The organism is Bradyrhizobium sp. UNPA324, from assembly GCF_006658635.1.
GTDB lineage: Bacteria > Pseudomonadota > Alphaproteobacteria > Rhizobiales > Xanthobacteraceae > Bradyrhizobium > Bradyrhizobium nanningense.
On the sequence record NZ_LFJD01000004.1, the window covers coordinates 505502 to 526396 of the forward strand.

Below are 20895 nucleotides of genomic sequence, written 5' to 3' on the forward strand. Positions count from 1 at the left end.
AGAAGATTCAAAGCGATCGCGCGACAACGCCATGTCGCGCATCGTGTGCCGCGCCCGCCATAATTCTTCCTTGGCACACGCGTTGTGTCTGATAGCGGCGAGACTTATCCTTCCAGCGATCGGACTGCCTCCCATTGACGCCCGACCGGATGGAGAGCGCATCGGTGCCTGAAACGAACGACCCAAAACCTGAGACCGCCAAGCCTGATACCGCCAAACCTGAAACCGCCAAACCTGAAACCGCAAAGCCGGACAAGGCGCGCGCCGACGGCGGGCTGGCGCGGGCCTATGGCCAGATCAAGAGCGCAGAGGAAGACCTTGCGCGGCTGGACCGGCTGGTTTCCGGAATGGAACGCGACAGCGAAGGCCCGCGGGCCTCGCACGCAAGCCTTGGTACGACGGCAGCTCCCGGAAACAAGGCGCCGACGCCGGATGCCAGGGTTCCGAACGCCAAGCTTCCCAACGCCAAGCTTCGCGATCAAGGCTTGAAGGGAGATCGGACCATGGTGCGCGCTTTGGTCGGCCTCGTGCTGGCGATCGGCCTTCTCGGTGCCGCCTTCGCGTCGCAATATCGCGATGAGGCCAAATCGATCGGCAAGTCGATCATGGCACGATGGGCTCCGTCGGCCGCGAACACGTCCCCGCAAGCGTCCACGGCGGAGAGTCCGGCGCAGCCGCCGGCCGTGCTGCTGGCTGCTGCGGATGAGCCGAGCCCGGTGCCCGCGCCGCCGCTGCCTAAGGAAACCGACAGCGCCCCAAAGCCTGGCGCCACGGCGCCAGAGGCGTCATCGTCCGAGCTCGCACAATCGCTCAAGGCCATCACGAGCGAGCTTGCGAGCATCAACGGCAAGCTCGAGCAACTGAAAAGCCGCAACGAGCAGACCCTGTGCGAGCAGGCCGACACCATTCAACAGCTCAAGACAGCGCAAGAGAAGGATGCGGCGGACAATGCGCGCCTCGGCGCCCAGGTCCAGGCGCTGCAAACGCAACTGACCGCGTCATCAGCGTCATCCGCCTCTGCAGCCGCCAAGCCCGTCGTGCGCAGCGTGGTGAGCAACGATGCTGCTGCGCGTGCCCGGGCGCACGTACCAGACGCCGCGCCACGGCGGCCCCGGCCGCCCCCGCGAGGCCCCTGGATGCCGCCGCCCTACGACCCTTATTACGGCGATCCGGATTGGTGAGCGCGCCAGGCGCGGACTCGTTCCTCGCACGCGAGGGCGGATGACGACGATTATCAAACGAGCGTAGCCGGACGAGCGACTTGTCCGGCCGTAGCTCGAAGCGCGAAGGCGGAAGCGACACCCGGGGGGAATGCTTCGGCAGCAAAGCCCCGCCTATATCGCTCCGCTCAGCTACGTTCTACGCTCGCCTCACCGTATCTCGCTCATCGTCACCTTGGCCGCGATCCCCGTCAGCTCGGGCTCTTGCGGCGCAAGCTCCTCATCGGAAGACGGGCCAAACGAGACTTCAGTCATTCTGCGTTTGACCTGTTCGCAGGTCTTGCGCACGTCTTCGGTGAACAGCGCGCATTCTTCGATGCGCTTGAAGATCTTCCGTCCCTCCTCACGATACCCCGCCGCCGTTTCTCGCATGAAGGCGATCGCATCATGAACCTGGGCCGTCAGCGCCTCGCATTTTTGCGCCGCGTCGATCAACTCGGTGCCCATGGCCTCGATCTCTTTTGCAGCGGACTCATAGTCGCGAACGACCGCCTCTGCACTGAGCGCACCGACGCGCGACACGCCCGCGGTGTGCTCGACGTAATCGGGCAGATTAATTGAAGTAATGGAGCTCCCCGACCGGATCGAAGTGATGTCGGCTTCGAGCTGGACCAAGTTCACTCCCTCTCGTCTGTGCAATTGTTCAACATTTGCCACGACAAATCCTCCCGATACACCCAGAACCCCAAACAGCATTGGGTTTATTACGGGGATAAATGTCGTTCTACCTCGATGTGTCCTTGACAGTCTCCACTTTGCCGTTTTTTCCCAATCGCCAACTCTACACGCAGAGATGACGAGCCATCAAACTGCAACTTGTCCGCGCTCCAGATGGAGGAGATGTCGTTTGCTCAAGCGCCCGACTGTCCAAAAGACAAATGAACCGGCGCGAATTGCTGAACGAGCCGGGCCCGGATCGAGCGTGACGGAATCGAGGGCTGCCGCACGCGCAGAACCTGTCATCGGCCGCGTCTCACGCCAACAGCGAGTATTCACCTCTGCGTCCGCGCCGGCCGATCACATGCTCAGAATTTGATCGCGCTTCACCACCAATACGGCCACCGCCATCCCTCATAGCGAACATAGGACGGCACCAGCGGCGGGCCGTAGGGATCGACCCGGTCGTCTTCAGGACGATAGCGATAGCGCGGAACGATGTTGTAATCCCACGGCGTCGGCCTCAGCACGGGCGCCGTGACGATGAGCCGCTCTTGGGGCGCGCGAACGACGACGGCCTTGCGCGTCCGCGCCTCGGCGCCTGATGTTGCAAGGCTGCACAACACCAGGGCGGTTCCGAGCGCGCAGGCGGCGGTCATTTTTGTCATGCGTTGGTCTCCTTCGCAGCGAAGAGTGCAAAAGGATGCCAGGCAAGGCAAGCAAATTTCGCGTGTGATTTTCTTCCGCGGCCATCCTTCGAGACGCCCGCTTTGAGGGGGCTCCTCAGGATGAGGGCGGAGTGCGCGGCACCAGCTTCAGCAGGCCACGATCCCGCTTAGCCTCATCCTGAGGAGACCGCGTAGCGGTCGTCTCGAAGGACGAGGCGCGCGCTCAGGCGTTTCAACGAGCGTAGCCCTACACCCCATCGACCTCCTCGGGCACCGGCCCCGCCACGAGCCCGTCGAGACCGACCATCAACAAATCAGCGATGTGCATCAGCTGGTACAGCGGAATGTCCCCCTCGCCCTGCTCGGCCGATGCCACGAAGGCGGGCGTGACACTGAGGCGCTCGGCGAGCTGGCCTTCCGTGTAGCCGCGCAGCTCGCGCGCGGCCTTGACGCGCGCACCGATGCCGAGCCGGTGCCGGGACTGTTCGTCCGCGGTCATCATGGCGGCCTGCTCGTCCGCGCTGGCATAGCCGTCCGCGAACGCGCCGCCGATCAGCCGCTCCTTGCGCCAGGCGAGCCGGCAGTCCTTGCGCAGGCCGCTTCCAAAGGTCAGCGAAAATTGCTCCGCGACCCAGGCCGAGCTGTTGAGTTGCAGCCGCGCGCCGGTGGCGGAGACATCGCGGATCGTGCAGGGCACGCTTACGATGCTGCCGCTGCCATTGTCGAATTCGACAAGACCGGTGCGCAAGGTGTGATGCCTGACGGCGGCGCGATGATCGCTCATGACTGCTCCGTAAAAGCTCGCGGGCGGCGCCGGCATATCCGATGCAGCCGAGATCGGGACGACGATAGCGCAGAATTTTCCTGCAACTCCTAACCGCTCGGCGGTTCGGCCGGGACTGGACGGCATGGTAAAGGAATTGCTCACGGGCAATCCCGTGGGCGGAGCGATCGTGGCCTTGGATGAAATCCGGGAAAATGAGCCGCCCACACCAGTCCCGGATGTCGCTTCGCTCATCCCTACTCCCGCGCGCGGCGCAGGGCCTCCTGCAGCGTCTTCCGCTGCTTATCCCAGCGGGTCTGTTCGGCTTCAGTGCGTTCGTCGAGCGCGGCGCGCGCGGCTTCGATCTCCTCCGTCCGCGCCTCGTGCTCCCGCCTTGCTTTGTCCAGTGCCGCCTCGGCCGCGGCGACCGCCTTGTCGCGCCGCGCGCGCGCCTTGGCGCGGGCGGCCTCCTCCTTGCGGCGTTCGGCCTCGCGCCGCCGCTCCTCCTTTTCGAACGCAGCGGCGGCCTTGCGGGCCGCCTGATCGTCGAGCTTGCGGGGCGGCGTCTTGGCGGTCTTCTTTGCGCTCTTGGCCGGATGCTTGCCGGGTTTGCGTTTGGGCCTGGCATCGTCCTCGGCGAGATCGGCGGGCAGCTCGGCGCTTTCGGTGAAGGGCCCGTCCGATCCGACCGGGCGCCTGAGCACGATCCCCGGCCTCGCCAGCGTCGCCGCGACGATGTCGGGGTCGTCAGTCTCCTTCGCTACGCCCTGATGGAACAGATTGGAGCTGGCGCCCCAGGCCTCAAGCGCCGCCTTCATCGAGGGCGCGGCGATGGCCTGGTCGTAGAAGCCGAGCGAGGTCTGGTAGGTCTTCAGTTTCCGTGTCGGTTTGCTTTTCGCTCGTTTTGGCATGTCGCCCCGATCTTGGCTTCGCTGTCCGCTCGCAGCCCGGATTACGAACTCCCGAGCAACGCATCGTATCCCTTCTCGCTGAACGCCAGCAGACAAAAGCCGTGCCCGAACGGATCGGCCAGCATCGCGATCCGGCCATAGGGCGCATCGCGCGCCGGCACCTCCAGGATCGCGCCGGCGCGCAGCGCGCGTTCGACGGCGGCATCGACATCCGCGACGACGACGTCGATATGCACCGGCGTCCAGTGCCGCGCGTAGCGGCGGCGATCGCCGCCGGCGCCCACCGTGCCGGCCTGCTTGGTCAGGAGATAGACCGGCGCCGGCCAGCCGAGCAGCTCGACGAAATCGGTGCCGAAGCGGCGGCCGACTTCGAGGCCGAAGGCTTCGGTGTAGAACGTCGTGGCTTGCGCCACGTTGGGGACGTCGATGTTGAGAAGGAAGGTCATGGCGGGCTCGTCGCGAACTGCACCGCAAACGTAGCCAGGATGGAGCGCAGCGCAATCCGGGCTGATGCCGCATGCTGGCCGGCGGATTTCGCTGACACGCCATCCGGGCTGCGCAGGCTCGCCTCATCACCGGACAAGCGGCACGATTGCAGTATGCCCCTGTTTTGCCCGACGCCTCGAAAAATATTCGGCACAACCGAAAACACGAGCCTTATCAAGGCCCCGTCTACTGTGCATGGGGTTGTTTTCGCAAAATCGTGTTGGCGAGGTGCTTACCTGCCTCTGAGGCTGAGGATATAGGCCGACAGCACATCCGCCTGCTCCGGCGAGATCACGAGGTTCGGCATGTTCTGGTGGCTGGTCCGCCAGAACACCTTGAGCGACAGCGCGGTGGTGCCGCTCCTGTCGGCGACGGCCTGGAAGCTCGGGGCCTGGTCAAAGAATCCCGCCATGCCCGGCTCGACCGCGTGACAGGTCTGGCACCATTCCTGCGCCAGACGATGCCCCTCGGCGACCGCGCGGGGACCGGACCGCGGGGCGCCGGCGGCGGTGTGGACGACGCTGAACAGGAACAGCAGCGATAACGCGATCAGGATCGCGAGGCCGAGATAGATTCGAACGCTGTGCGACATCGCCCAACCTCACCGTGATTGAATCATCGAACCAGCCTAGATTTGCAAGGCAAGGCCAAGTTGATCTGCGTCAAGCAAGGAGCCGATGAGGGACTCTCGTCTTCGCAGGAACAGCCGCCCGCTTCCTCAGCACGCCACAAGATCGGTGTGGCCGAATCCCTTGGAATAATCGAGCAGCGAGATCACCGTCGGCGTGAGACGGATCAACCGCACCTCGGAAGGCTTCGGCGCGGAAAGGCCGGCGGCCTTCTGCTCGGGATAGCGTGCCATCAACAGCGCGATCGCCTTCTCGGCTTCGACCGGGTCGGTCACGGCCACCGCCCGCGCCGCCATCGACAGGCCGGTGATCTCCATCACCTGCGCGGGGTCGTCATCGATCGCCAGCGACACGCGGTCGTCGCGCGACAGGTTTTGTGCTTTCTGGCTATCGATGCCGCAGAGAAAGTAGATGGTGAAACCTTCGTTGGCGTAGCCCACTGTCGTCACTTGCGGCCAGCCGTCCGGGCGAACGGTTGCGATCCGCATCGTGCGGTGGTGGTCCAGCAGGGCCTGAATCTTTCGTCTGTGAGTGTCGTCCATCGCACTGCCTCCGGTCGTCATTGCCCAAAGAAGATACGGCGCTTGCGCGCAATGCCGTTGACGCAGCTCAACCCGCGCGGGCGGCATTGCGTCATTGATCACGTCGCTCGCCAGGATCCCGCCAAGATCAAGGCGAGTGCACAAGGTCGCTGCTCACGCGACGTCAGGAGGCATCACTATGAACGGCAACCGCTATTACGGCGTTCGCGTCGAGGGGGCGAAATACGGCGTTGGCTTCGGCTCGGCGCTCGCCATCGCGATCTCCTACGCCGACAACCATTCGATCCTGTGGGCGATCATCCACGGCATCCTGGGTTGGCTCTACGTGATCTTCGTTGCGCTGTTTCGGTGATATCGCACCTTCAGCCGAGGGGCCGGCCGAGCCCTCGGCAGCTTTCCCTTGCTTTCCTGTTCCCGGCCCCTACGGTCGCGCCGCGAACCAAGCATGAGACAAAGGGTTAGACGAGACTTGCCATGACCGACACGATGAAATGCCCCGCCTGCAGCTCCGAGCACGCCTATCAGGACCGCGATCTCTGGGTCTGCCCGGAATGCGGCCACGAATGGAGCGGTGCGGCTGAGGCGGCCGCGGAGACCGCGCAGGAGTCCGGCGTGCGCGATGCCAACGGCAATTTGCTCGCTGACGGCGACAGCGTCATCGTGATCAAGGACCTCAAGATCAAGGGCTCCTCCTCGGTGGTCAAGGGCGGCACCAAGGTGCGCAACATCCGCCTGCAGGACGCCAGCGACGGTCACAACATCGCCTGCAAGATCGACGGCATCGGCGCGATGAACTTGAAGTCGGAGTTCGTGAGGAAGGCGTAGCCGCGAACATGGGGCGCGCCTGCGCGTCGCAGGCCCTGGGTTTGCGGGTTCCGGCGCGGGAACACACAAGGTTCTTATCCCTGTCGCAAATCCGTGTAAGCTAGTGGGCGCCGGGGCAGGCGTTTGAAGCGCGTATCGATTTTTTCAACCCGGGGCTGGCTTGCAGGGTTTTACCTGTTCGATTGCATCGCGTCTTCAGACTTGAGCGGCCGCCCCCTGGGCGGCCTTCCTGTTTGTGCTACCGCTGCCGCTGCGCCAGATAAAATCCGCACAGCACCGTCACGAGGCCCGCGGTCTGCAACATCGTCGGCGGCTCGCCGAGCAGCAGGGCGCCGGTGAGCAGCGTCAGCGCCGGCACGCAGGCCGGAAACACGGCGGCGCGGGCAACGCCGAGGCGCTGCACCGAGACGGCGAACAGATAGAGCGCCGCAGGGCCGGCCAGCACGCCCTGCGTCAGCGCCTGGATGGCGTTTTCGGTGACGCCGATCGCCGCAACATGAGCAAGCCCGACGGTCGCGACGTAGACCGGCAGCAGGAGCAGCGACAGCACGTTGATGACCAGCGCGGCCGAGACGGCGGAGACGCGCCAGTGCCGCAAAGCTGCGCCGAAGCCGGCGAACATCAATCCCGTCAGCACGAAGATCAGATCGCCCTGCACGCCGTCGGCGCCGATATGGCCGATCGATTCCGCGCCGATCACGCCAAGACCGCCGACGATGACGAGGGCGCCCACAAGACGCGAGGCGGTGATCCTCTCTTTCAGGACCAGGGCCGCGAGCAAGAGGCCACCGAGCGTGGCGCAGGAGGGCTGGATCACGCTGCCATGGCCGAGCGGCACGAACAGGAAGCCGGTGTAGGAGATCAGCGACATCACGGGGCCGCCGAGCACCATCAGCACGAGGCCCCTTCCCCAGCCGATTCCGCAGAGATCCTTGATGCCGGCGCGCAGCACAAGCGGCAGGAATGCGATGCCTGACCAGACGTAGCGATGCACCAGCAGATCGACCGGCGTGAAGCCGACCTTGAGGCCGTGGCGCGTGCCGGCAAAGCCGAGCGCCCAGAACAGCGCTGCGGCAAGGCCGCAAGTTACGCCGAGCAGGGCCGGCGCTGCATCGTTCTTCTGAGAAAGAGCGCCAGCGCCGCTCGTCCGCTGATCCATGGATCAAGCCTTATGTCAGCGCGGCTATCGGCTCAACCCACATGGCCGCAGGGCTGGCACGCGGTGCGCCTGCTGTATCCCGGATCGTCACGCCTCCTCTCCGAATACCATCCGCCACCCCTTGCGCGTATCCATGTATTCCCGCACTTGCCTGATCCGGTCGCCCGCCACCGTGAACACGAAGCAATAGTCGTTCTCGTAGGGCTTGCCGCCGGGCAGCATGGCGCGCATCCGTTCCTCCACGATCACGACATCGCCGTCGGCATAGACGCCGCGGAACGCGATATCGATGCTCGAGAACATCTTGTGCATCTCCTGCGCGATGAAGCGCGCGATCTGGTGCGGTCCTGCCATGTGGTCGGTGTGATCGAGCGCGACGGCCGTAGCATTGCCCTTCGGCGCGATCCATTCGGCGTCGTCCGTGAACAACGCAGCGATTCGCTCGGCATCGCGCGACGAAAAGATCTTCCACGCGTTCAGAACGATATCTCTTGGGCTGGACATGATGCGCTCCCTCGTTGTCGTTGAGGGCCGCTTCTAGGCCGCGATGCGCCTTGCGGCTCGCCACAATCGGACTCGGTCATCCCGCAACCCTTCCGCCCCCACCGTCATGCGCTATGATCCGAGCCATGCTGAGCTTCGAGATCTGCAACGCCGCGCGCCTGCGCCGCGATCCCCGTTACGACGGCCGCTTCTTCACGGCGGTGAAGACCACGGCCATCTATTGCCGCCCGGTCTGTCCGGCCAAGCAGCCGCTGACCCGCAACGTGGTCTATTATCCGACGGCGGCCGCGGCCGAGGCCGCCGGCTTTCGGCCCTGCCTGCGCTGCCGTCCCGAGACGGCCCCGTTCTGCCCGGCCTGGAATGGCACGCGCTCCACGGTGGCGCGTGCCATGAAACTGATCGATGGCGGCGCGCTCGACGATGGCTCGGTGGTCGATCTCGCGATGCGGCTCGGCATCTCGTCGCGTCATCTGGCGCGCCTGTTCGAGCGCCATATCGGCGCCACGCCGCAGCAACTCGCCAAGACGCTGCGCGTCCAGCGCGCCAAGCGCCTGCTCGATGCTGGCGACGACAGCATGACCGAGATCGCATTCCAGGCCGGCTTCAGCAGCCTGCGCAGATTCAACGCCGCCTTCGCCGAGCTCTACGGCCGGTCGCCGTCAAGCCTGCGCGCGGTGCGCGCGCGGCGAGCTTAGCGCGCGGCGCAGGATAGCTCAGAAAAATCCCGGGCTGAGATCGAGGCCGTAGGTCAGGCTCAATACGAATACGAACAAGACGGCGGCGGCGAACAAAGCGGCGTGCTTGAGAATGAATGCACGCGGCGACGTGGGGGCAGCAACGACTTTCTGCGCAACCGGCATGATGGCCCTCCATTATGATTTGCAAAAATTGGCCGCGACGATGCGGCCGCCGCATCAAGCAATGCGCTCTGCAAAACAAATGTTAAGAGGATCACGCCCGTTATGAACGGGGATACATAACCGGCACATTCACGCGAACTTGTTCGCGGCCGGAGTCTCAGTCAGCGCATCGGTATCAATTCATCGCGCCGAGACATTGCGCAATGCGCGCTGGCGCGAGATCGCGCACAGGACAATTTCAACGATCGCTGCACGCGCGATACGCAAGCAGCGTCGATGCTGAAGACGTCAGGTGAGGCATGTGGATCCCGCCTCTCCGCGGAACCCACCTGCTTCACGCGATGTCGCTCAGCGGGCTGCGCCCGTGGTGACGTCCGCGGTCTTCAGCTTGCGGGCGCTGAGCAGTCTCGTCTGGTGGACCGAGGCGACGGTGGTCGGCGCAGCAACTTGCTGCTCGACATGTGCGGCGCCGAGGACGCGAACCTGCAAGGGCGAGACCGGAAATCCGTTGGCCTCGTAAGTCGGCAGTTCGGCGGCGAAAGCCGCAGTGCTGCCCGCGATCGTCAGGATGGCGGCGGCGATCGACAAAGTCTTCTTGTTCATTGGTGATGCTCCGGAAGTGGAAGAGTCGGAGCATATTTAGGCCTGCTTTGCTGCATTGCGACATGCTTTGTTGCATTGCAACAACGCGTGCGACGCATGGCAATATATTTAACATGTCCAATGTCTTGGCCGAATCACGCCGGCCGCGACACGGCGCATTTGCGGACAGCGCTCAGCCGCCGAGCACGTTGCCCCAGCCGTCAAACAGATAGGTCTTCCAGGCCACGGTTCCATCGCCACTCGGTCGGCTGGTCCGCCGATAGTCGTCGGCCTGGTCAGCAGTCCATGTGATGATCGTGTCCGTGAGGCGATCGTGCAGGATGGCGGGTTCGGTGGGATCGAAGGCGTCCATGGGACGAAGCGAGGCATGCGTCATGGGCGACCAAACGTGCCAACCGCAACAAAGTTGCCGCGACGCGGCGATCGAGACACTTTCGTGGAACCCGCGTTGCACTTGCGCAACAGTGCTGCGAAAAGCCCACTTTTGCCGATTCGCGCCATTGCGCTGCCACACGGTCCTCCGAACAATCGACGCGCTGCGTGCCTTTCCGTGCAAGACCGTTTGCGTCAGACTGTTTGCATCATGACTGTCCGGACAAGACGGGTTCGGGCAGAACCGTTTGGAGGCAGGGATCATGAACGATCGGCAGTCTCTTCTGGTGGCGGTCACATGCCCTTCGGCCGTGCTCGCCGGCTGGCTGGCGCTCTCCCTCTCCGCCTATGCCCCTGCCCTCATCGAGAACAGCGGCGCCAATGCGGCTGCCGTCTCGCGCGCCAAAGATCACGCCAAGGATCTCGGCCGGCTCGACCTCGCCGACGTGCCGCGCGCTGCGACGATCGAGGACGGCATCGCCTTGACCGCCGACATCGCGGCTGCCGTGGCCACGGCACCGGCCCCGACAATCACTGAAGCGGCGCCCGAGACACCCGCTCCCGCAATCAGGCTCGCCTCGGCCGATCCGGCGCTGATCCTGCCGGTGGAGGCGCCGCCCGCGCCGCAGACATCCCCTGAACCGCAGCCCGCCACCAGCGAGGCCACTCCCGTCGCGGCGCCAGAGCCTGTCCAGCTGGCATCTGTCGATCCCACCGAGATCGTGACGACGGATGCGCTGTCCCCCGCGGCGATCGCGAGCGGCCCGGTCACGCCTGAGAGCAAGGCATCGCCACCGGCCGACACCGTCGCCGTGCTCGACGAGTGCTTCGTCATGGATGCGTGCATCGACCGCTATCTCTGGACGCTCTATCAGCGCACCGCAAAGGAAGACTCGATCAAGGTCGAAGAGCGCCGCGCCGTCGCCATCAAGCGCAAGGGCAAGACGGTCACGGTGATGCGCAGTTTCACGAAGCTGGTCGATGAGGATTTCGGCTGGAAGGATCCGAAGGCCGCCGAGCACGCCGGCATGTCGATGATGGATTATGTCATCGGCGGCATGGACAAGAGCTTCAAGCAGAAGCTGTTCCGTACGCTGCTCGCCGCGGAAGCCGCCGGCCTCTCGCCCGGCATCACCAGCGCGTTCCGCGACGACTATCGCCAGTCGATCGCGAGCGGCCTGAAGGCGGCCTCCAACCGGTCCTATCATGGCGGCAGCTCGCGTGGCGGCTACGGTCACGGCATGGCGGCCGACATCGTCAGCACGCAAGGGAATAACCGCGCGCAGCGCTGGGTCTCAACCGAAATCCTGTGGAAGTGGGTCGACGCCAACGGCAAGGCCTACGGCATCGGCCGCCCCTATCTCGGCCGTGATCCGCCGCATGTCGGCCCGATCGACGGCCCGGAATACATCTCTCGCCGCGGCACGGGCGACGGCAAGCAAGTCGCCAGCGTGAAGTCCAAGAAGGCGGTGCGCGCCGCAGCCCATGCCAAGCCGCCAAAGGCCCAGGCCTCACGCGAGCAGAGGGGCACGGCGAAGCCACAGAAATCGGCGCAATCGGGCGCGAAACGCGCGACCTGACGTCGTTACGCCTTACGCATCGGCGTCGGCAGCGGCACCAGCCGCATCTCGGCCGTACCGCCCTCCTGCGTGCGCACCAGCACCGCAAAGACGGTGTCGACCGCAAGCCGCACCGCAACCTCAGTCGCTTGGCCCTTGGCCAAGTGTGCTGCGATCAGGCCGGTGAGGAGATCGCCGGTGCCGTAAGGGCGGATCGGCAGGCGCAGCGTTGCAAAGCGCGACAACTGCCCGTCGGCGCACAAGATCGTCTCCACCTGCCCTGCAGCCGTGTCCGCGAGCGTGCAGCCGGTAGCGACGACGTCGATGCGGCGCGTCCCCGCCAGCGCCGCACACGCCGCGCGCAGGCCTTCCGCATCCGCGATCGTGAGGCCCGAGAGCAGCTCGAGCTCGAACTGGTTCGGCGTCGTCAGGTTCGCCGCCGGCAGCAGCCGGTGCCGGACCACGTCCAAAATGCCGTCGGCGACATAGACGCGGCCGTCATCGCCGATCACGGGGTCGCAGAGATAGACGAGCTTCGCATTCCGCGTAAGCGCCCGCTCGACGAAATCGGCGATCACTGCGGCATTGCCCGGGGAGCCGAGATAGCCGGTCACGAGCACGGCCGCCTCGTCGACGAGCCCGCGCTCCTCGACACCCTTCAGGAGATCGGCGACAAGCTCGGTCTCCAGCACCCGCCCGCGCAGGCTCGGATAGCGCGGATGGTTGGACAGCAGCGTCGTCGGCACCGCCGCAACGTTCACCCCCTCCGCCTGCATGGCATAGGCGGCCGCGCTGTTGCCGACATGGCCGTGGACCACCTGGCTTTGAATGGAGATGACGAGCATGAAAGAGGTCCGTACGGACAAACGTCTGGCGATGCAAGAGTAGCGCGGATCTCACGTTTCAGCGCCGTGCCAATTCCCCAAGATAAGCACAGAACATGTCGGCCAGCCCGTCGGCATGACGCGCGATCTCGGCCTCGCTGCGCGGCGTCTCCGAAAACCGCTTGCCGACCTCACTCAGCGTCGTCTTGATCAATTCGCCGGCAAGCGCGCGTTTCGCAGCGGTGGCCTTCGGCAGCGCTTCCCGCATGAACGCAGCGATGATCCCCTCACCGGCGGCTCGCGCGTCGTGCGCCTCGGGCGCGTCGCGATAGAGCGGCGCGGCATCGCTGAGCGCGACGCGGATTGCAGCTTCCTCGCACTCGGAGCGGATGAAGGCATGGACCAGCGCGCGTAGACGCGCCGGCGGCGGCTTGATCCGGTCCGCGAGGATGCCGCGAAGCAGCTCGCTGGTGCGCCGCCACTCATCGCTCTGGAGACGGAACAGGATCGCGGCCTTGTTGGGAAAATACTGATAGAGCGACCCAACGCTCACTCCGGCCCGCTCCGCCACCCGCGCCGTGGTGAAACGCTGCGCGCCCTCCTTCGCCAGGACCTGAACAGCGGCATCGAGAATGGCCGTTACCAAGCCGGCCGAGCGGGCCTGTTGCGGCTGTTTTCGTGAGGAAATTGAACGGCTTCGACGATCGGCCATGGCGCGCCCGGTGAATGCGAATAGGAAATGCGACGAATTAGTCGTATTTCACTCGGCGCGCAAGCACGCGCTCTTCGCCATCTCTGGAGACCCGAATGACCACCCCAACCATCACATCGCTTGCGCCGCTATTGGACCGCCTGTTCGACGAGGCCGAGGCGGCAAGTGGCGCAACCCAAGCCGCCGTCGCCGATTTGTCCGATGCAGACCGGACGCGGATGATGCGGAGCAAGACCGATTACCGCGACCTCTACGGACGCCTGAAGGAGGCGCCGCTCGCGGTCTCGCGCGAGACCGGAACACTGCTCTACATGCTGGCACGCAGCTCCGGCGCGAGGACGATCGTCGAGTTCGGCACATCGTTCGGCATCTCGACGCTGCACCTTGCCGCCGGCCTGCGTGACAACGGCGGCGGCCGCCTCATCACCAGCGAGTTCGAGCCGTCCAAAGCGGCGCGGGCGCGAGAATACCTTTCGGCGGCCGGCTTGATCGATCTCGTCGAAATCCGTGAAGGCGACGCGCTGAATACGCTTCAAGCCGATCTGCCCGATACGATCGACCTCGTGCTGCTCGATGGTGCCAAGGCGCTCTACCCGGAGATCCTCGATCTGCTCGAAGACCATCTCGGACCGGGTGCGATCATCGTCGCCGACAATGCCGACGACAGCCCGGACTATCTGGCGCGCGTACGCAGGCCCGGAAGAGGCTACATGTCGATACCCTTCGCCGAAGACGTCGAACTCTCCGTGCGGATCAGCTAGCGCTGGATCGAATCACCGCAGAATCTAAAGCCGCCGCACGGTTTATCGCGCGGCGGCATCCTATTGCCTCGACACAGATCGTCGGGGCCACGTTCGCATTTCAATCGGTGTCGCAGGTTCGTCACTCACACATGATATCTGCTCGCGGCAAAAAAGCCGTCCATAGGGTTAAGCTTGCCCCGCGGTATCTCTCTCACGCCGAGAGGCTCATGACCTCCTCTCTCAATGCTTACGCGGCTCTCGCCCTCGCCATCGTGTTCGAGGTCACCGCCTCGGCGCTCCTGCAGCAGTCCGCGCAGTTCACCCGCCCCTGGCCGACGCTGGCAATGGTGATCTTCTACATCGCCTCGTTCTATGCGCTGTCGGTCGCAATCCGGGTCATTCCGTTGAGCATCGCCTATGCGATCTGGGGCGGGGTCGGCATCATCCTGACCACCACCGTCTCCTTCGTGCTGTTCCGCCAGATACTGGACTCCGCAGCCTTCGTCGGTATCGCCCTGATCGTGTCCGGGGTCGTGATCATCAACCTGTTCTCGGAGAGCGCGGTGCGTTGATCCCGGAAAGCTCCGGCACGCAGAGCTACTGGCTCTGCACCGGCTTGGCCTGAGGCGGCGTGGATCGCGGGGCCTTCTTCGCGGGCTTGGCCGCAGGGCGCGGCGGCGGCTCGTCGACCGACTCCAGATAGGCGGCGAGCACCTTGGCCGAGTCCGAGCTGGTTGCGTAATGGTCCTTCAGGAACCAGGACAGCGTCAGGGTGAAGCGACCCTTGGCAAGGCCGCGCGGATTGCGATGGCAGGTTGCACAGCCGTCAGCGAAGAGCTTGGCGGGCGACTTGTCGGCATCGAGATTTTGCGCGGCAGCAACCGTCGCCGTCAAAACGGCGGCGGCCGCAAGACTCATCAAGGGCACGATCCGCGCGCGCCCCGGTCCAAACAGCGATGTCAAATTCCGTCCCCCAGAGCGTTTTCGAGCGAAATGGACAACCGGCTCGCGGAAAGAAAACGCGTCCAAATGTAGAGTCCCATCCGCCGGTCAGGCTGCCGACAGCTGATCGAATTCGGGCGGCGCATAGGCCTTGCCGTCCTGGTCGGTGATGACGACCCGCCACCCTTCGCTCGCCCACACCTTTGCCTTCGCCACGATGAGCAGCCGGCTCTCACGGGCGAAACTGTACTTCTCGTTGTCGCGTTCTGCGATCATCTTGTAGGCCAATTCGCGTCCCCTTGCGTCGCCCTGCACCCGGGCCTCCTCGTGGCAGCGGGCTTTGGCGGCAATTCGCCGGGAGCGTGGCAATTTGGTGCCATCCGCAGGCATGGCGCCGACGGCCGGCATCGAGCGTGCCCGCGGGAGCGCGAGTCCACCGGTCGCAGGCTTGCCCGCCTGCGACGGCACGGCGCCGTCTTCATGCGCTGAATCGGCCGCCGGGAGCCGGCCCGTCACATCAGCAAAGGGACCGATCGTCCCATGTCCGAGCTCCGCTAATGCATGCGGATGATGTGGGGACGGCCGAGATCGATCAGGCCCTGAACTGCCGAGAGGCGGTCGTCGAGGGCTGCGATGGTGAGCAGCAGATTGTTACGGCGCTCGTCGAGCATGCCCATCTCGGCGCCGGTGAGCTTCGCGCTCGCCCGCTCCTTGTGGATCCCTTCGAGGGATTCGCGCAGTCCGGCAATCAGACCGGCCAGTTGCTTGGCCTCTTTGGTCATAGACCGCTTCGCGACATTTTGGCGGCGCGTCTCCGCCTGGCTCTGTCTCATCGTCATCCTCCCGTGCCCCGCTGCCCCGAGTGGATGCTTGCATCTTTGGGTACACATCTTACGATCGATGAAATCTGCCCGCGAAGAACTTTCTTAAATTGTACGCGCAGGGAACCCGCATCAATCCAGCAGAAAGCCCGGCGCGAGGGCCGGGCTTTCCTTAGGGCATGCTAGTGCTTCTGGTGATCGCCGCCGGGGCCGCTGGCCGGGGCACCGCCGCCACGGGGTGCGGCATTGACGTGCGGAGCGCCACCGCCGCCGTGCGGCATTGCAGGCGCAGCGGCACGGGGCGCCGGCATCTGCGCATGGGCATTCATCGGCGGGCCGTGGCTCACATTCGGCTGCGCGACATGCGGCATTGCGGGTCGCGCGGCGGGTGCGGCGGACACACGCGGCGCTTCATGCGCGCGGGCCATCGGCTGGGCACGTATCGCAGCAGGGCTCGCGGCCCGTTCGTGCATCATGCGGGCCTGGGCATCGCGCGGATTGCGAGTCTGCACATTGGTCCGCTCATGCGCGATGCGCTCGCTCCGTCCGGCACGCGTCCGGTCGGCGGCAATAGTGGCATCACGTTTCGCAGCGTCGCGTTTTGCGATCGCAGCGTCGCGCTTGGCGATCGCGGCGTCGGGCCGCGCGTTCGCGGCGTTACGTCCGGAAATCGCGGCGGCGCCCTTGCCCCGCACGCCTTCCCGTTCCAAAGCAACCGCCGCATCGCGCGTCGCCGCGCGGCCGATCCGGGCCGCACGCTGATCAAGCGTCATCCGCATCGCGATACTCTGGTGCGAACTCCAGTAGCTATTCCAATAGGCGTGGCGATGGTACCAGGGACGTCCCGAATAGTAGCTCGACCAATACGATGTCAGCACGAACGGGACGACAGGCACGTCGATCTCATCGACGTAATCGGGCAGATAGACGTAGTGGTTGCGATAGAGATATTCGAGATATTGCGACGACACCCAGCCGCGATCGTCGGAGAAGCTGACGTCGCACCAGGCATTGCCGCGCAGGCAGCCATGGATGTTGACGCGGGCGCCCTCGGGGATGCGATCGACCAGGGGAAAGCCTGCGCCCGGGCCGGCGCGCAAGCCGGTCGAGACGGTGACGATGCCCGGCGCGGCCAGTGCGGCCGTTGGCGCGAGCAGCAATGCGGCAATCAAAACGCTCCTGAATTTCATGGCGTGTTCCTCCTCTTCCGAGTCGGAACGCGCTAGCGGAACGAGCGTTCCGTGCGCGAGGGTCGCATCCGTCGAAAGATTGAAACGCAGACGGCGCGCGGTTCAATATTCATTCGCCGTTCATCGGCGCGAAGCGCAAGCGGCGCTACCGGACCGTCAGTCGACCTGCAACATGAACGCGTCGAAGTACGATGCGAGCCCGGCAAAGTCGTCGAGCGGCAGCACGTGCGCGACATATTGGTCCGGCCGCACCACGACCATGCAGCCGGCTTTCCGATCGATGCCGCGCATGGCGAAGACGTCGTGGCCGCTCTTGAGGTCCGGGCAGAACATCTTCTCGTAGTCGAGCAAGCTGTAACGGCCTTTATGCGGGAGGAGCAGCGGCGGCATCGCCTCGATAGCGAGCTCGCGGTGGCCTTGCTGGAACACCGCGCGCAGATCGATCACGCTGTCGACGTCGGCGCCCACAGGCGTGTATCGCCGGATCGGCGACTCCCGGGCTTCGGTGAGGAAATTGCAGAGCGCGCGAATGGCCGAGCCTGCAGCGGCAGGATCTTCCGCGGGCGAAAACGCGTAGATGCGGAAGCGACCATCAGCCTGCCCGGCATGACCGAGATGCACGGGCTTCGCGTCCGCCAGCCGGATCACCGGAGCGGAATGGAAGCGCTTGCCGATGACAAGGCCTTGCGCGAGGTGCTGATGCGACGCAGCGCCGGTGAGAAGCGACGGCCTGTAGTGCGTCGCCGTGCCCGCGGTGTAGCGGCCGTGCCGGACGAAATAGTCCTGGGTCCTGGCGGCATCGGCGCCGCCGGCCTTGGCGGCGGAGGCGAGAATGCCCGCCCATTCGCGGTCGAAGTCGATCAGCTCCTTGGCAACCGCCTGTCGCTCCGCCGAATAAGAATGCAACAGGTCTGGGGCACACTGCTTCCGCATGACGGCGGCGAGCTTCCAGCCGAGATTGAAGGCGTCCTGCATCGAGACGTTCATGCCCTGCCCCGCCTTCGGACTGTGGGTATGGCATGCATCGCCGGCGATGAAGATGCGCGGCAGGCGCGCTGCGATCTCCGCGTTCGGAACGTCGTCGAACTTATCGGTCAGACGCTGACCGATCTCGTAGACCGACCACCAGGCGATCTCTTTCACCTCGAGCGTATGCGGCTTCAGGATCCGCTGCGCCTTGGCGATCACGTCGCCGGCGGTGATGTTGCGGTTGGCGACGCGTTCGCCGACCTCGAGCTTGGCGAGCTCGACATAGATGCGGACCATGTAGCCGCCTTCGCGCGGAATGATCAGCAGGCTGCCGTCTTTCTCCGACTGGATGAGCGACTTGAAGCGGATGTCCGGAAAGTCCGTCACCGCCAGCACGTCCATCACACCCCAGGCGTGGTTGGCGGAATCGCCGTGCAGCTCGCGCCCGATCGACCTGCGCACCGTGCTGCGCGCCCCGTCGCAGCCGACGACATAGCGCGCCTTGACCGTCTCGACCTTGCCCTCGTTCGCGGCATCGACGCGTTCGAGCCGCACCGTCACGGCATGGTCGCCAGGACCCGCAGCCGGATCGACCTGGAGGTCGAGAAGACGGCGGCTGTAATGGGGTTCGAGCTTGGCCGGCGATTTGCGCATGATGTCGAGGAAGCCGTCATGGATGCGCGCCTGGTTGAGGATGACGTGAGGGAATTCGGACAACCCGTCCTCGACGTCCTGCACCCGGCCGCTGCGGATGATAGTCTCGGGCGAGCGTTCGTCAGGCTTCCAGAACGTGGTCTCATTGACCCAATAGGCCTCCTTCAGCACGCGCTCGCTGAAGCCGTAGGCATGAAACATCTCCATGGTGCGGCAGGCGATGCCGTCGGCCTGCCCGACCAGCAAGCGGTCCGGCTTCTGCTCGACGATACAGGTCTTGATATCGGGGAATTGCGCGAGCTGGGCGGCGAGCGTAAGCCCGGCCGGCCCGCAGCCAACGATGAGGACATCGACCTCGCCAGGCACGGCGCCCGCTGCACCGGAGGCCTGAATACGCGCGGCGGGATCGGCAATCTCGGGATCGCCCGGCTGAAATCCATTGAGATGGAATTGCATGAGCACCTCTCCCGGCAACGCTCTGTTTGGATATTGATCAGTATGCTGACTATCAGTATACTTGTCAACGATCCCGCGGTCTCGATCCCAGGAGAAGAATTCGGTGAAAGACAACAACGACATGCCCGGGCATCTGGCGCGCCGGTTCCAGCAGATTGCGGTCGCCGTGTTCCTGGCCGAGGTCGAGGATGCCGGCTTCGACCTGACGCCGGTGCAATACGCCGCGCTCGCGACCATCAAGGCCAATCCAGGGCTCGACCAGGTGACGCTCGCAGGATTGATCGCCTATGACCGCACCACCATCACCGGCGTGATCGACCGTCTCGTGCAGAAGGGCCTTGCCGAGCGCCGCGCCTCCAGCCGCGACCGCCGCGCCCGCGAGCTCGAGGTCACCGACGAGGGCCGGCGCACGCTGCGCAAGATCACACCGGCCGTGGAATCAGCGCAGCGCATCATGCTGCGCGGCCTCAGCGCGAAAGAGGGCGAGGAGTTGATGCGGCTGCTGCGCAAGGCGATTGCAGCCGGCAACGATTTGAGCCGCGCACCGCTGCGCGATGCTCCGGTATGATACGGTATGCTTATCCGCAATTGTCGCGGGCCTGCGAAACCTGGAACTAACCTTCGGCTGTTACGGTCCGCACCATTCTGCGCTTAACGCGCGATTAACTTTGCGGCTCGGGGGTTTTGGATGTTCAGGTGTCTCATCGCGGCCGCGGCCGTCGCGCTCTCGGCCGGCCATGCGCTCGCGAACGGCCATGGCGGAGGCGATGCCCCTCCTCCGCCGAAGCCCGAGGCGACGACCGCGCCGGCGAAAGTGGTCATCACCAAGCACGGTCCCAAGCTCGTCGATCTCAAGGGCATGACGCTCTACACTTACGAGCGCGACACCACCGGGAAGACATCGAACTGCAACGGCAAGTGCACCGAGAGCTGGGTGCCGCTGCCGGCAACGGCGGACGCCAAGGCGGTCGGCGACTTCACCGTGATCAGCCGCAACGACGGCAGCCGGATGTGGGCGTACCGTTATCGTCCGCTCTACACCTCGCCCGCCGACAAGGCGCCGGGCGAGGCCAACGGCAACGCCACGACGCTGCAATGGCGGATCGCGCGGCCTGAAAACTAGCGCGAGACCGGCCCGCGCAGGTGAGCCCCGGAGCGCACGCCAGAGCCTTCCTTACCCCCGCCAGCTTCCGCCCGTCTCGGCCCGCGCGCTCTGTCCGGGCGGCAGCACCACGACCGTCGAATTGAGCTTCACCCGGTCGTACAGATCGATCACGTCCTCGTTGCGCATCCGGATGCAGCCGGACGAGATCGCCTGCCCGATATATTCGGGCTGGTTGGTGCCGTGGATGCGATAAAGCGTGTCCTTGTTGCCGACATAGAGATAGATGCCCCGCGCGCCCAACGGATTGGCGGGACCGCCGGGAACGCGCGCCGGATACGGTCCGAGCCGCGCCTGGATATCTGCCGTCGGAACCCAGTCCGGCCATTCCGCCAGGCGGCCGACCCGCGCGACGCCGGAGAACGCCATGGCTTCCTCGCCCACTGCAACGCCGTAACGGATCGCCTTGCCGTCAGGCAGCACGTAATAGAGATAGCGTGCGTCGGTATCGACCAGGATGGTACCCGGTTGCTCCTTGCGCGGGTAATCGACGACGTGACGCAGATATTGCTCGGGCACGTTCGCCTGCGCGTAAGGCGTATGCGCGAGCAGCTGCCGGTCGCGCGGCGTCATGCTCGCGTCGGTCGACGGCGAAAGCGTCGTCTGCATGCAGCCGCCCAGCGGCAGCAAGGCAACAGCAAACAAAGCGATGATAAATCTTGGC

29 protein-coding genes are annotated in these 20895 nt (G+C 65.0%); 9 read left to right on the forward strand and 20 right to left on the reverse strand.

The window, feature by feature from the left end:
- Positions 1-149 precede the first annotated feature (149 nt).
- Positions 150-1181, forward strand: a complete 1032-nt coding sequence (locus UNPA324_RS02300; RefSeq protein WP_141938650.1) for a hypothetical protein — start codon at positions 150-152, stop codon at positions 1179-1181.
- Between the two features lie 189 nt (positions 1182-1370).
- Here the strand turns inward: UNPA324_RS02300 and UNPA324_RS02305 are convergent, their stop codons facing one another.
- The 7 genes from UNPA324_RS02305 to UNPA324_RS02335 form a co-directional block, all read right to left on the reverse strand.
- Positions 1371-1916: a hypothetical protein gene (locus UNPA324_RS02305; protein WP_128920706.1), complete on the reverse strand. Its 546-nt coding sequence runs from the start codon at positions 1914-1916 to the stop codon at positions 1371-1373.
- A 347-nt stretch (positions 1917-2263) separates the two neighbouring features.
- Entirely contained in the window at positions 2264-2545 is a 282-nt protein-coding gene (locus UNPA324_RS02310) for a hypothetical protein (RefSeq protein WP_128920705.1), read from the reverse strand.
- Between the two features lie 247 nt (positions 2546-2792).
- Positions 2793-3329: a helix-turn-helix domain-containing protein gene (locus UNPA324_RS02315; RefSeq protein ID WP_141933277.1), complete on the reverse strand. Its 537-nt coding sequence runs from the start codon at positions 3327-3329 to the stop codon at positions 2793-2795.
- A 236-nt stretch (positions 3330-3565) separates the two neighbouring features.
- Positions 3566-4219 (reverse strand): cell envelope biogenesis protein TolA, encoded by a 654-nt coding sequence (locus UNPA324_RS02320; protein WP_141933278.1) that lies wholly within the window; start codon positions 4217-4219, stop codon positions 3566-3568.
- A gap of 41 nt (positions 4220-4260) precedes the next feature.
- Entirely contained in the window at positions 4261-4665 is a 405-nt protein-coding gene (locus tag UNPA324_RS02325; protein ID WP_141933280.1) for a VOC family protein, read from the reverse strand.
- Between the two features lie 272 nt (positions 4666-4937).
- Positions 4938-5297, reverse strand: a complete 360-nt coding sequence (locus UNPA324_RS02330; RefSeq protein ID WP_128920701.1) for a c-type cytochrome — start codon at positions 5295-5297, stop codon at positions 4938-4940.
- Between the two features lie 126 nt (positions 5298-5423).
- On the reverse strand, positions 5424-5876 hold the full coding sequence (locus UNPA324_RS02335) for a pyridoxamine 5'-phosphate oxidase family protein (protein WP_128920737.1): 453 nt from the start codon (positions 5874-5876) through the stop codon (positions 5424-5426).
- Positions 5877-6054: 178 nt separating this feature from the next.
- Here UNPA324_RS02335 and UNPA324_RS34920 point away from each other — a divergent pair, with 178 nt between their 5' ends.
- Complete coding sequence (locus tag UNPA324_RS34920; protein WP_164718698.1) at positions 6055-6228, forward strand: hypothetical protein; 174 nt, start codon at positions 6055-6057, stop codon at positions 6226-6228.
- Positions 6229-6350: 122 nt separating this feature from the next.
- Complete coding sequence (locus UNPA324_RS02340; RefSeq protein ID WP_128920700.1) at positions 6351-6701, forward strand: zinc ribbon domain-containing protein YjdM; 351 nt, start codon at positions 6351-6353, stop codon at positions 6699-6701.
- Positions 6702-6939: 238 nt separating this feature from the next.
- On the opposite strand, the gene UNPA324_RS02345 is transcribed toward UNPA324_RS02340, so the two are convergent.
- The gene (locus tag UNPA324_RS02345) at positions 6940-7860 is read right to left on the reverse strand and encodes a DMT family transporter (RefSeq protein WP_141933282.1); all 921 of its coding nucleotides are present in this window, start codon (positions 7858-7860) and stop codon (positions 6940-6942) included.
- Positions 7861-7947: 87 nt separating this feature from the next.
- Positions 7948-8364 (reverse strand): nuclear transport factor 2 family protein, encoded by a 417-nt coding sequence (locus tag UNPA324_RS02350; protein WP_128920698.1) that lies wholly within the window; start codon positions 8362-8364, stop codon positions 7948-7950.
- Positions 8365-8489: 125 nt separating this feature from the next.
- On the opposite strand from UNPA324_RS02350, the gene UNPA324_RS02355 reads away from it, so the two are divergent.
- Positions 8490-9059: a bifunctional transcriptional activator/DNA repair enzyme AdaA gene (locus tag UNPA324_RS02355; protein WP_128920697.1), complete on the forward strand. Its 570-nt coding sequence runs from the start codon at positions 8490-8492 to the stop codon at positions 9057-9059.
- 18 nt (positions 9060-9077) lie between these two features.
- Here UNPA324_RS02355 and UNPA324_RS34925 read toward each other — a convergent pair whose 3' ends face one another.
- The 3 genes from UNPA324_RS34925 to UNPA324_RS02365 form a co-directional block, all read right to left on the reverse strand.
- Positions 9078-9224, reverse strand: a complete 147-nt coding sequence (locus tag UNPA324_RS34925) for a hypothetical protein (RefSeq protein WP_181769263.1) — start codon at positions 9222-9224, stop codon at positions 9078-9080.
- A 348-nt stretch (positions 9225-9572) separates the two neighbouring features.
- The gene (locus UNPA324_RS02360) at positions 9573-9827 is read right to left on the reverse strand and encodes a hypothetical protein (RefSeq protein ID WP_141933284.1); all 255 of its coding nucleotides are present in this window, start codon (positions 9825-9827) and stop codon (positions 9573-9575) included.
- Positions 9828-9999: 172 nt separating this feature from the next.
- On the reverse strand, positions 10000-10203 hold the full coding sequence (locus tag UNPA324_RS02365) for a hypothetical protein (RefSeq protein ID WP_141933286.1): 204 nt from the start codon (positions 10201-10203) through the stop codon (positions 10000-10002).
- A gap of 259 nt (positions 10204-10462) precedes the next feature.
- Here UNPA324_RS02365 and UNPA324_RS02370 point away from each other — a divergent pair, with 259 nt between their 5' ends.
- On the forward strand, positions 10463-11779 hold the full coding sequence (locus UNPA324_RS02370; protein ID WP_141933289.1) for a hypothetical protein: 1317 nt from the start codon (positions 10463-10465) through the stop codon (positions 11777-11779).
- A gap of 5 nt (positions 11780-11784) precedes the next feature.
- Here the strand turns inward: UNPA324_RS02370 and pdxY are convergent, their stop codons facing one another.
- On the reverse strand, positions 11785-12603 hold the full coding sequence (gene pdxY / locus UNPA324_RS02375) for a pyridoxal kinase (protein ID WP_128920693.1): 819 nt from the start codon (positions 12601-12603) through the stop codon (positions 11785-11787).
- A gap of 58 nt (positions 12604-12661) precedes the next feature.
- The gene (locus UNPA324_RS02380) at positions 12662-13294 is read right to left on the reverse strand and encodes a TetR/AcrR family transcriptional regulator (protein ID WP_128920692.1); all 633 of its coding nucleotides are present in this window, start codon (positions 13292-13294) and stop codon (positions 12662-12664) included.
- 95 nt (positions 13295-13389) lie between these two features.
- Here UNPA324_RS02380 and UNPA324_RS02385 point away from each other — a divergent pair, with 95 nt between their 5' ends.
- Positions 13390-14055 carry an O-methyltransferase gene (locus tag UNPA324_RS02385; RefSeq protein ID WP_141933292.1) on the forward strand — a complete coding sequence of 222 codons (666 nt, stop codon included), beginning with the start codon at positions 13390-13392 and terminating at the stop codon, positions 14053-14055.
- Between the two features lie 209 nt (positions 14056-14264).
- Complete coding sequence (locus UNPA324_RS02390; RefSeq protein ID WP_128920690.1) at positions 14265-14609, forward strand: DMT family transporter; 345 nt, start codon at positions 14265-14267, stop codon at positions 14607-14609.
- Between the two features lie 25 nt (positions 14610-14634).
- On the opposite strand, the gene UNPA324_RS02395 is transcribed toward UNPA324_RS02390, so the two are convergent.
- From UNPA324_RS02395 to UNPA324_RS02415, 5 genes are all read right to left on the reverse strand, one after another.
- Complete coding sequence (locus tag UNPA324_RS02395; protein ID WP_141933294.1) at positions 14635-14955, reverse strand: hypothetical protein; 321 nt, start codon at positions 14953-14955, stop codon at positions 14635-14637.
- Positions 14956-15087: 132 nt separating this feature from the next.
- Positions 15088-15387 (reverse strand): hypothetical protein, encoded by a 300-nt coding sequence (locus UNPA324_RS02400; protein ID WP_245471891.1) that lies wholly within the window; start codon positions 15385-15387, stop codon positions 15088-15090.
- Positions 15388-15533: 146 nt separating this feature from the next.
- Entirely contained in the window at positions 15534-15812 is a 279-nt protein-coding gene (locus tag UNPA324_RS02405; protein ID WP_164936411.1) for a hypothetical protein, read from the reverse strand.
- A 170-nt stretch (positions 15813-15982) separates the two neighbouring features.
- On the reverse strand, positions 15983-16990 hold the full coding sequence (locus UNPA324_RS02410; protein WP_141933296.1) for an SH3 domain-containing protein: 1008 nt from the start codon (positions 16988-16990) through the stop codon (positions 15983-15985).
- A 156-nt stretch (positions 16991-17146) separates the two neighbouring features.
- Positions 17147-19069, reverse strand: coding sequence for an FAD-binding monooxygenase (locus tag UNPA324_RS02415; protein ID WP_181769264.1), 1923 nt, complete (start codon positions 19067-19069; stop codon positions 17147-17149).
- A gap of 103 nt (positions 19070-19172) precedes the next feature.
- Here UNPA324_RS02415 and UNPA324_RS02420 point away from each other — a divergent pair, with 103 nt between their 5' ends.
- Together UNPA324_RS02420 and UNPA324_RS02425 are read left to right on the forward strand one after the other, a co-directional pair.
- On the forward strand, positions 19173-19637 hold the full coding sequence (locus tag UNPA324_RS02420) for a MarR family winged helix-turn-helix transcriptional regulator (protein WP_128920686.1): 465 nt from the start codon (positions 19173-19175) through the stop codon (positions 19635-19637).
- A gap of 120 nt (positions 19638-19757) precedes the next feature.
- Positions 19758-20192, forward strand: coding sequence for a COG4315 family predicted lipoprotein (locus UNPA324_RS02425; protein ID WP_128920685.1), 435 nt, complete (start codon positions 19758-19760; stop codon positions 20190-20192).
- A gap of 51 nt (positions 20193-20243) precedes the next feature.
- Here the strand turns inward: UNPA324_RS02425 and UNPA324_RS02430 are convergent, their stop codons facing one another.
- Positions 20244-20840, reverse strand: a complete 597-nt coding sequence (locus tag UNPA324_RS02430) for a L,D-transpeptidase (RefSeq protein ID WP_164936409.1) — start codon at positions 20838-20840, stop codon at positions 20244-20246.
- Positions 20841-20895: the final 55 nt, after the last annotated feature.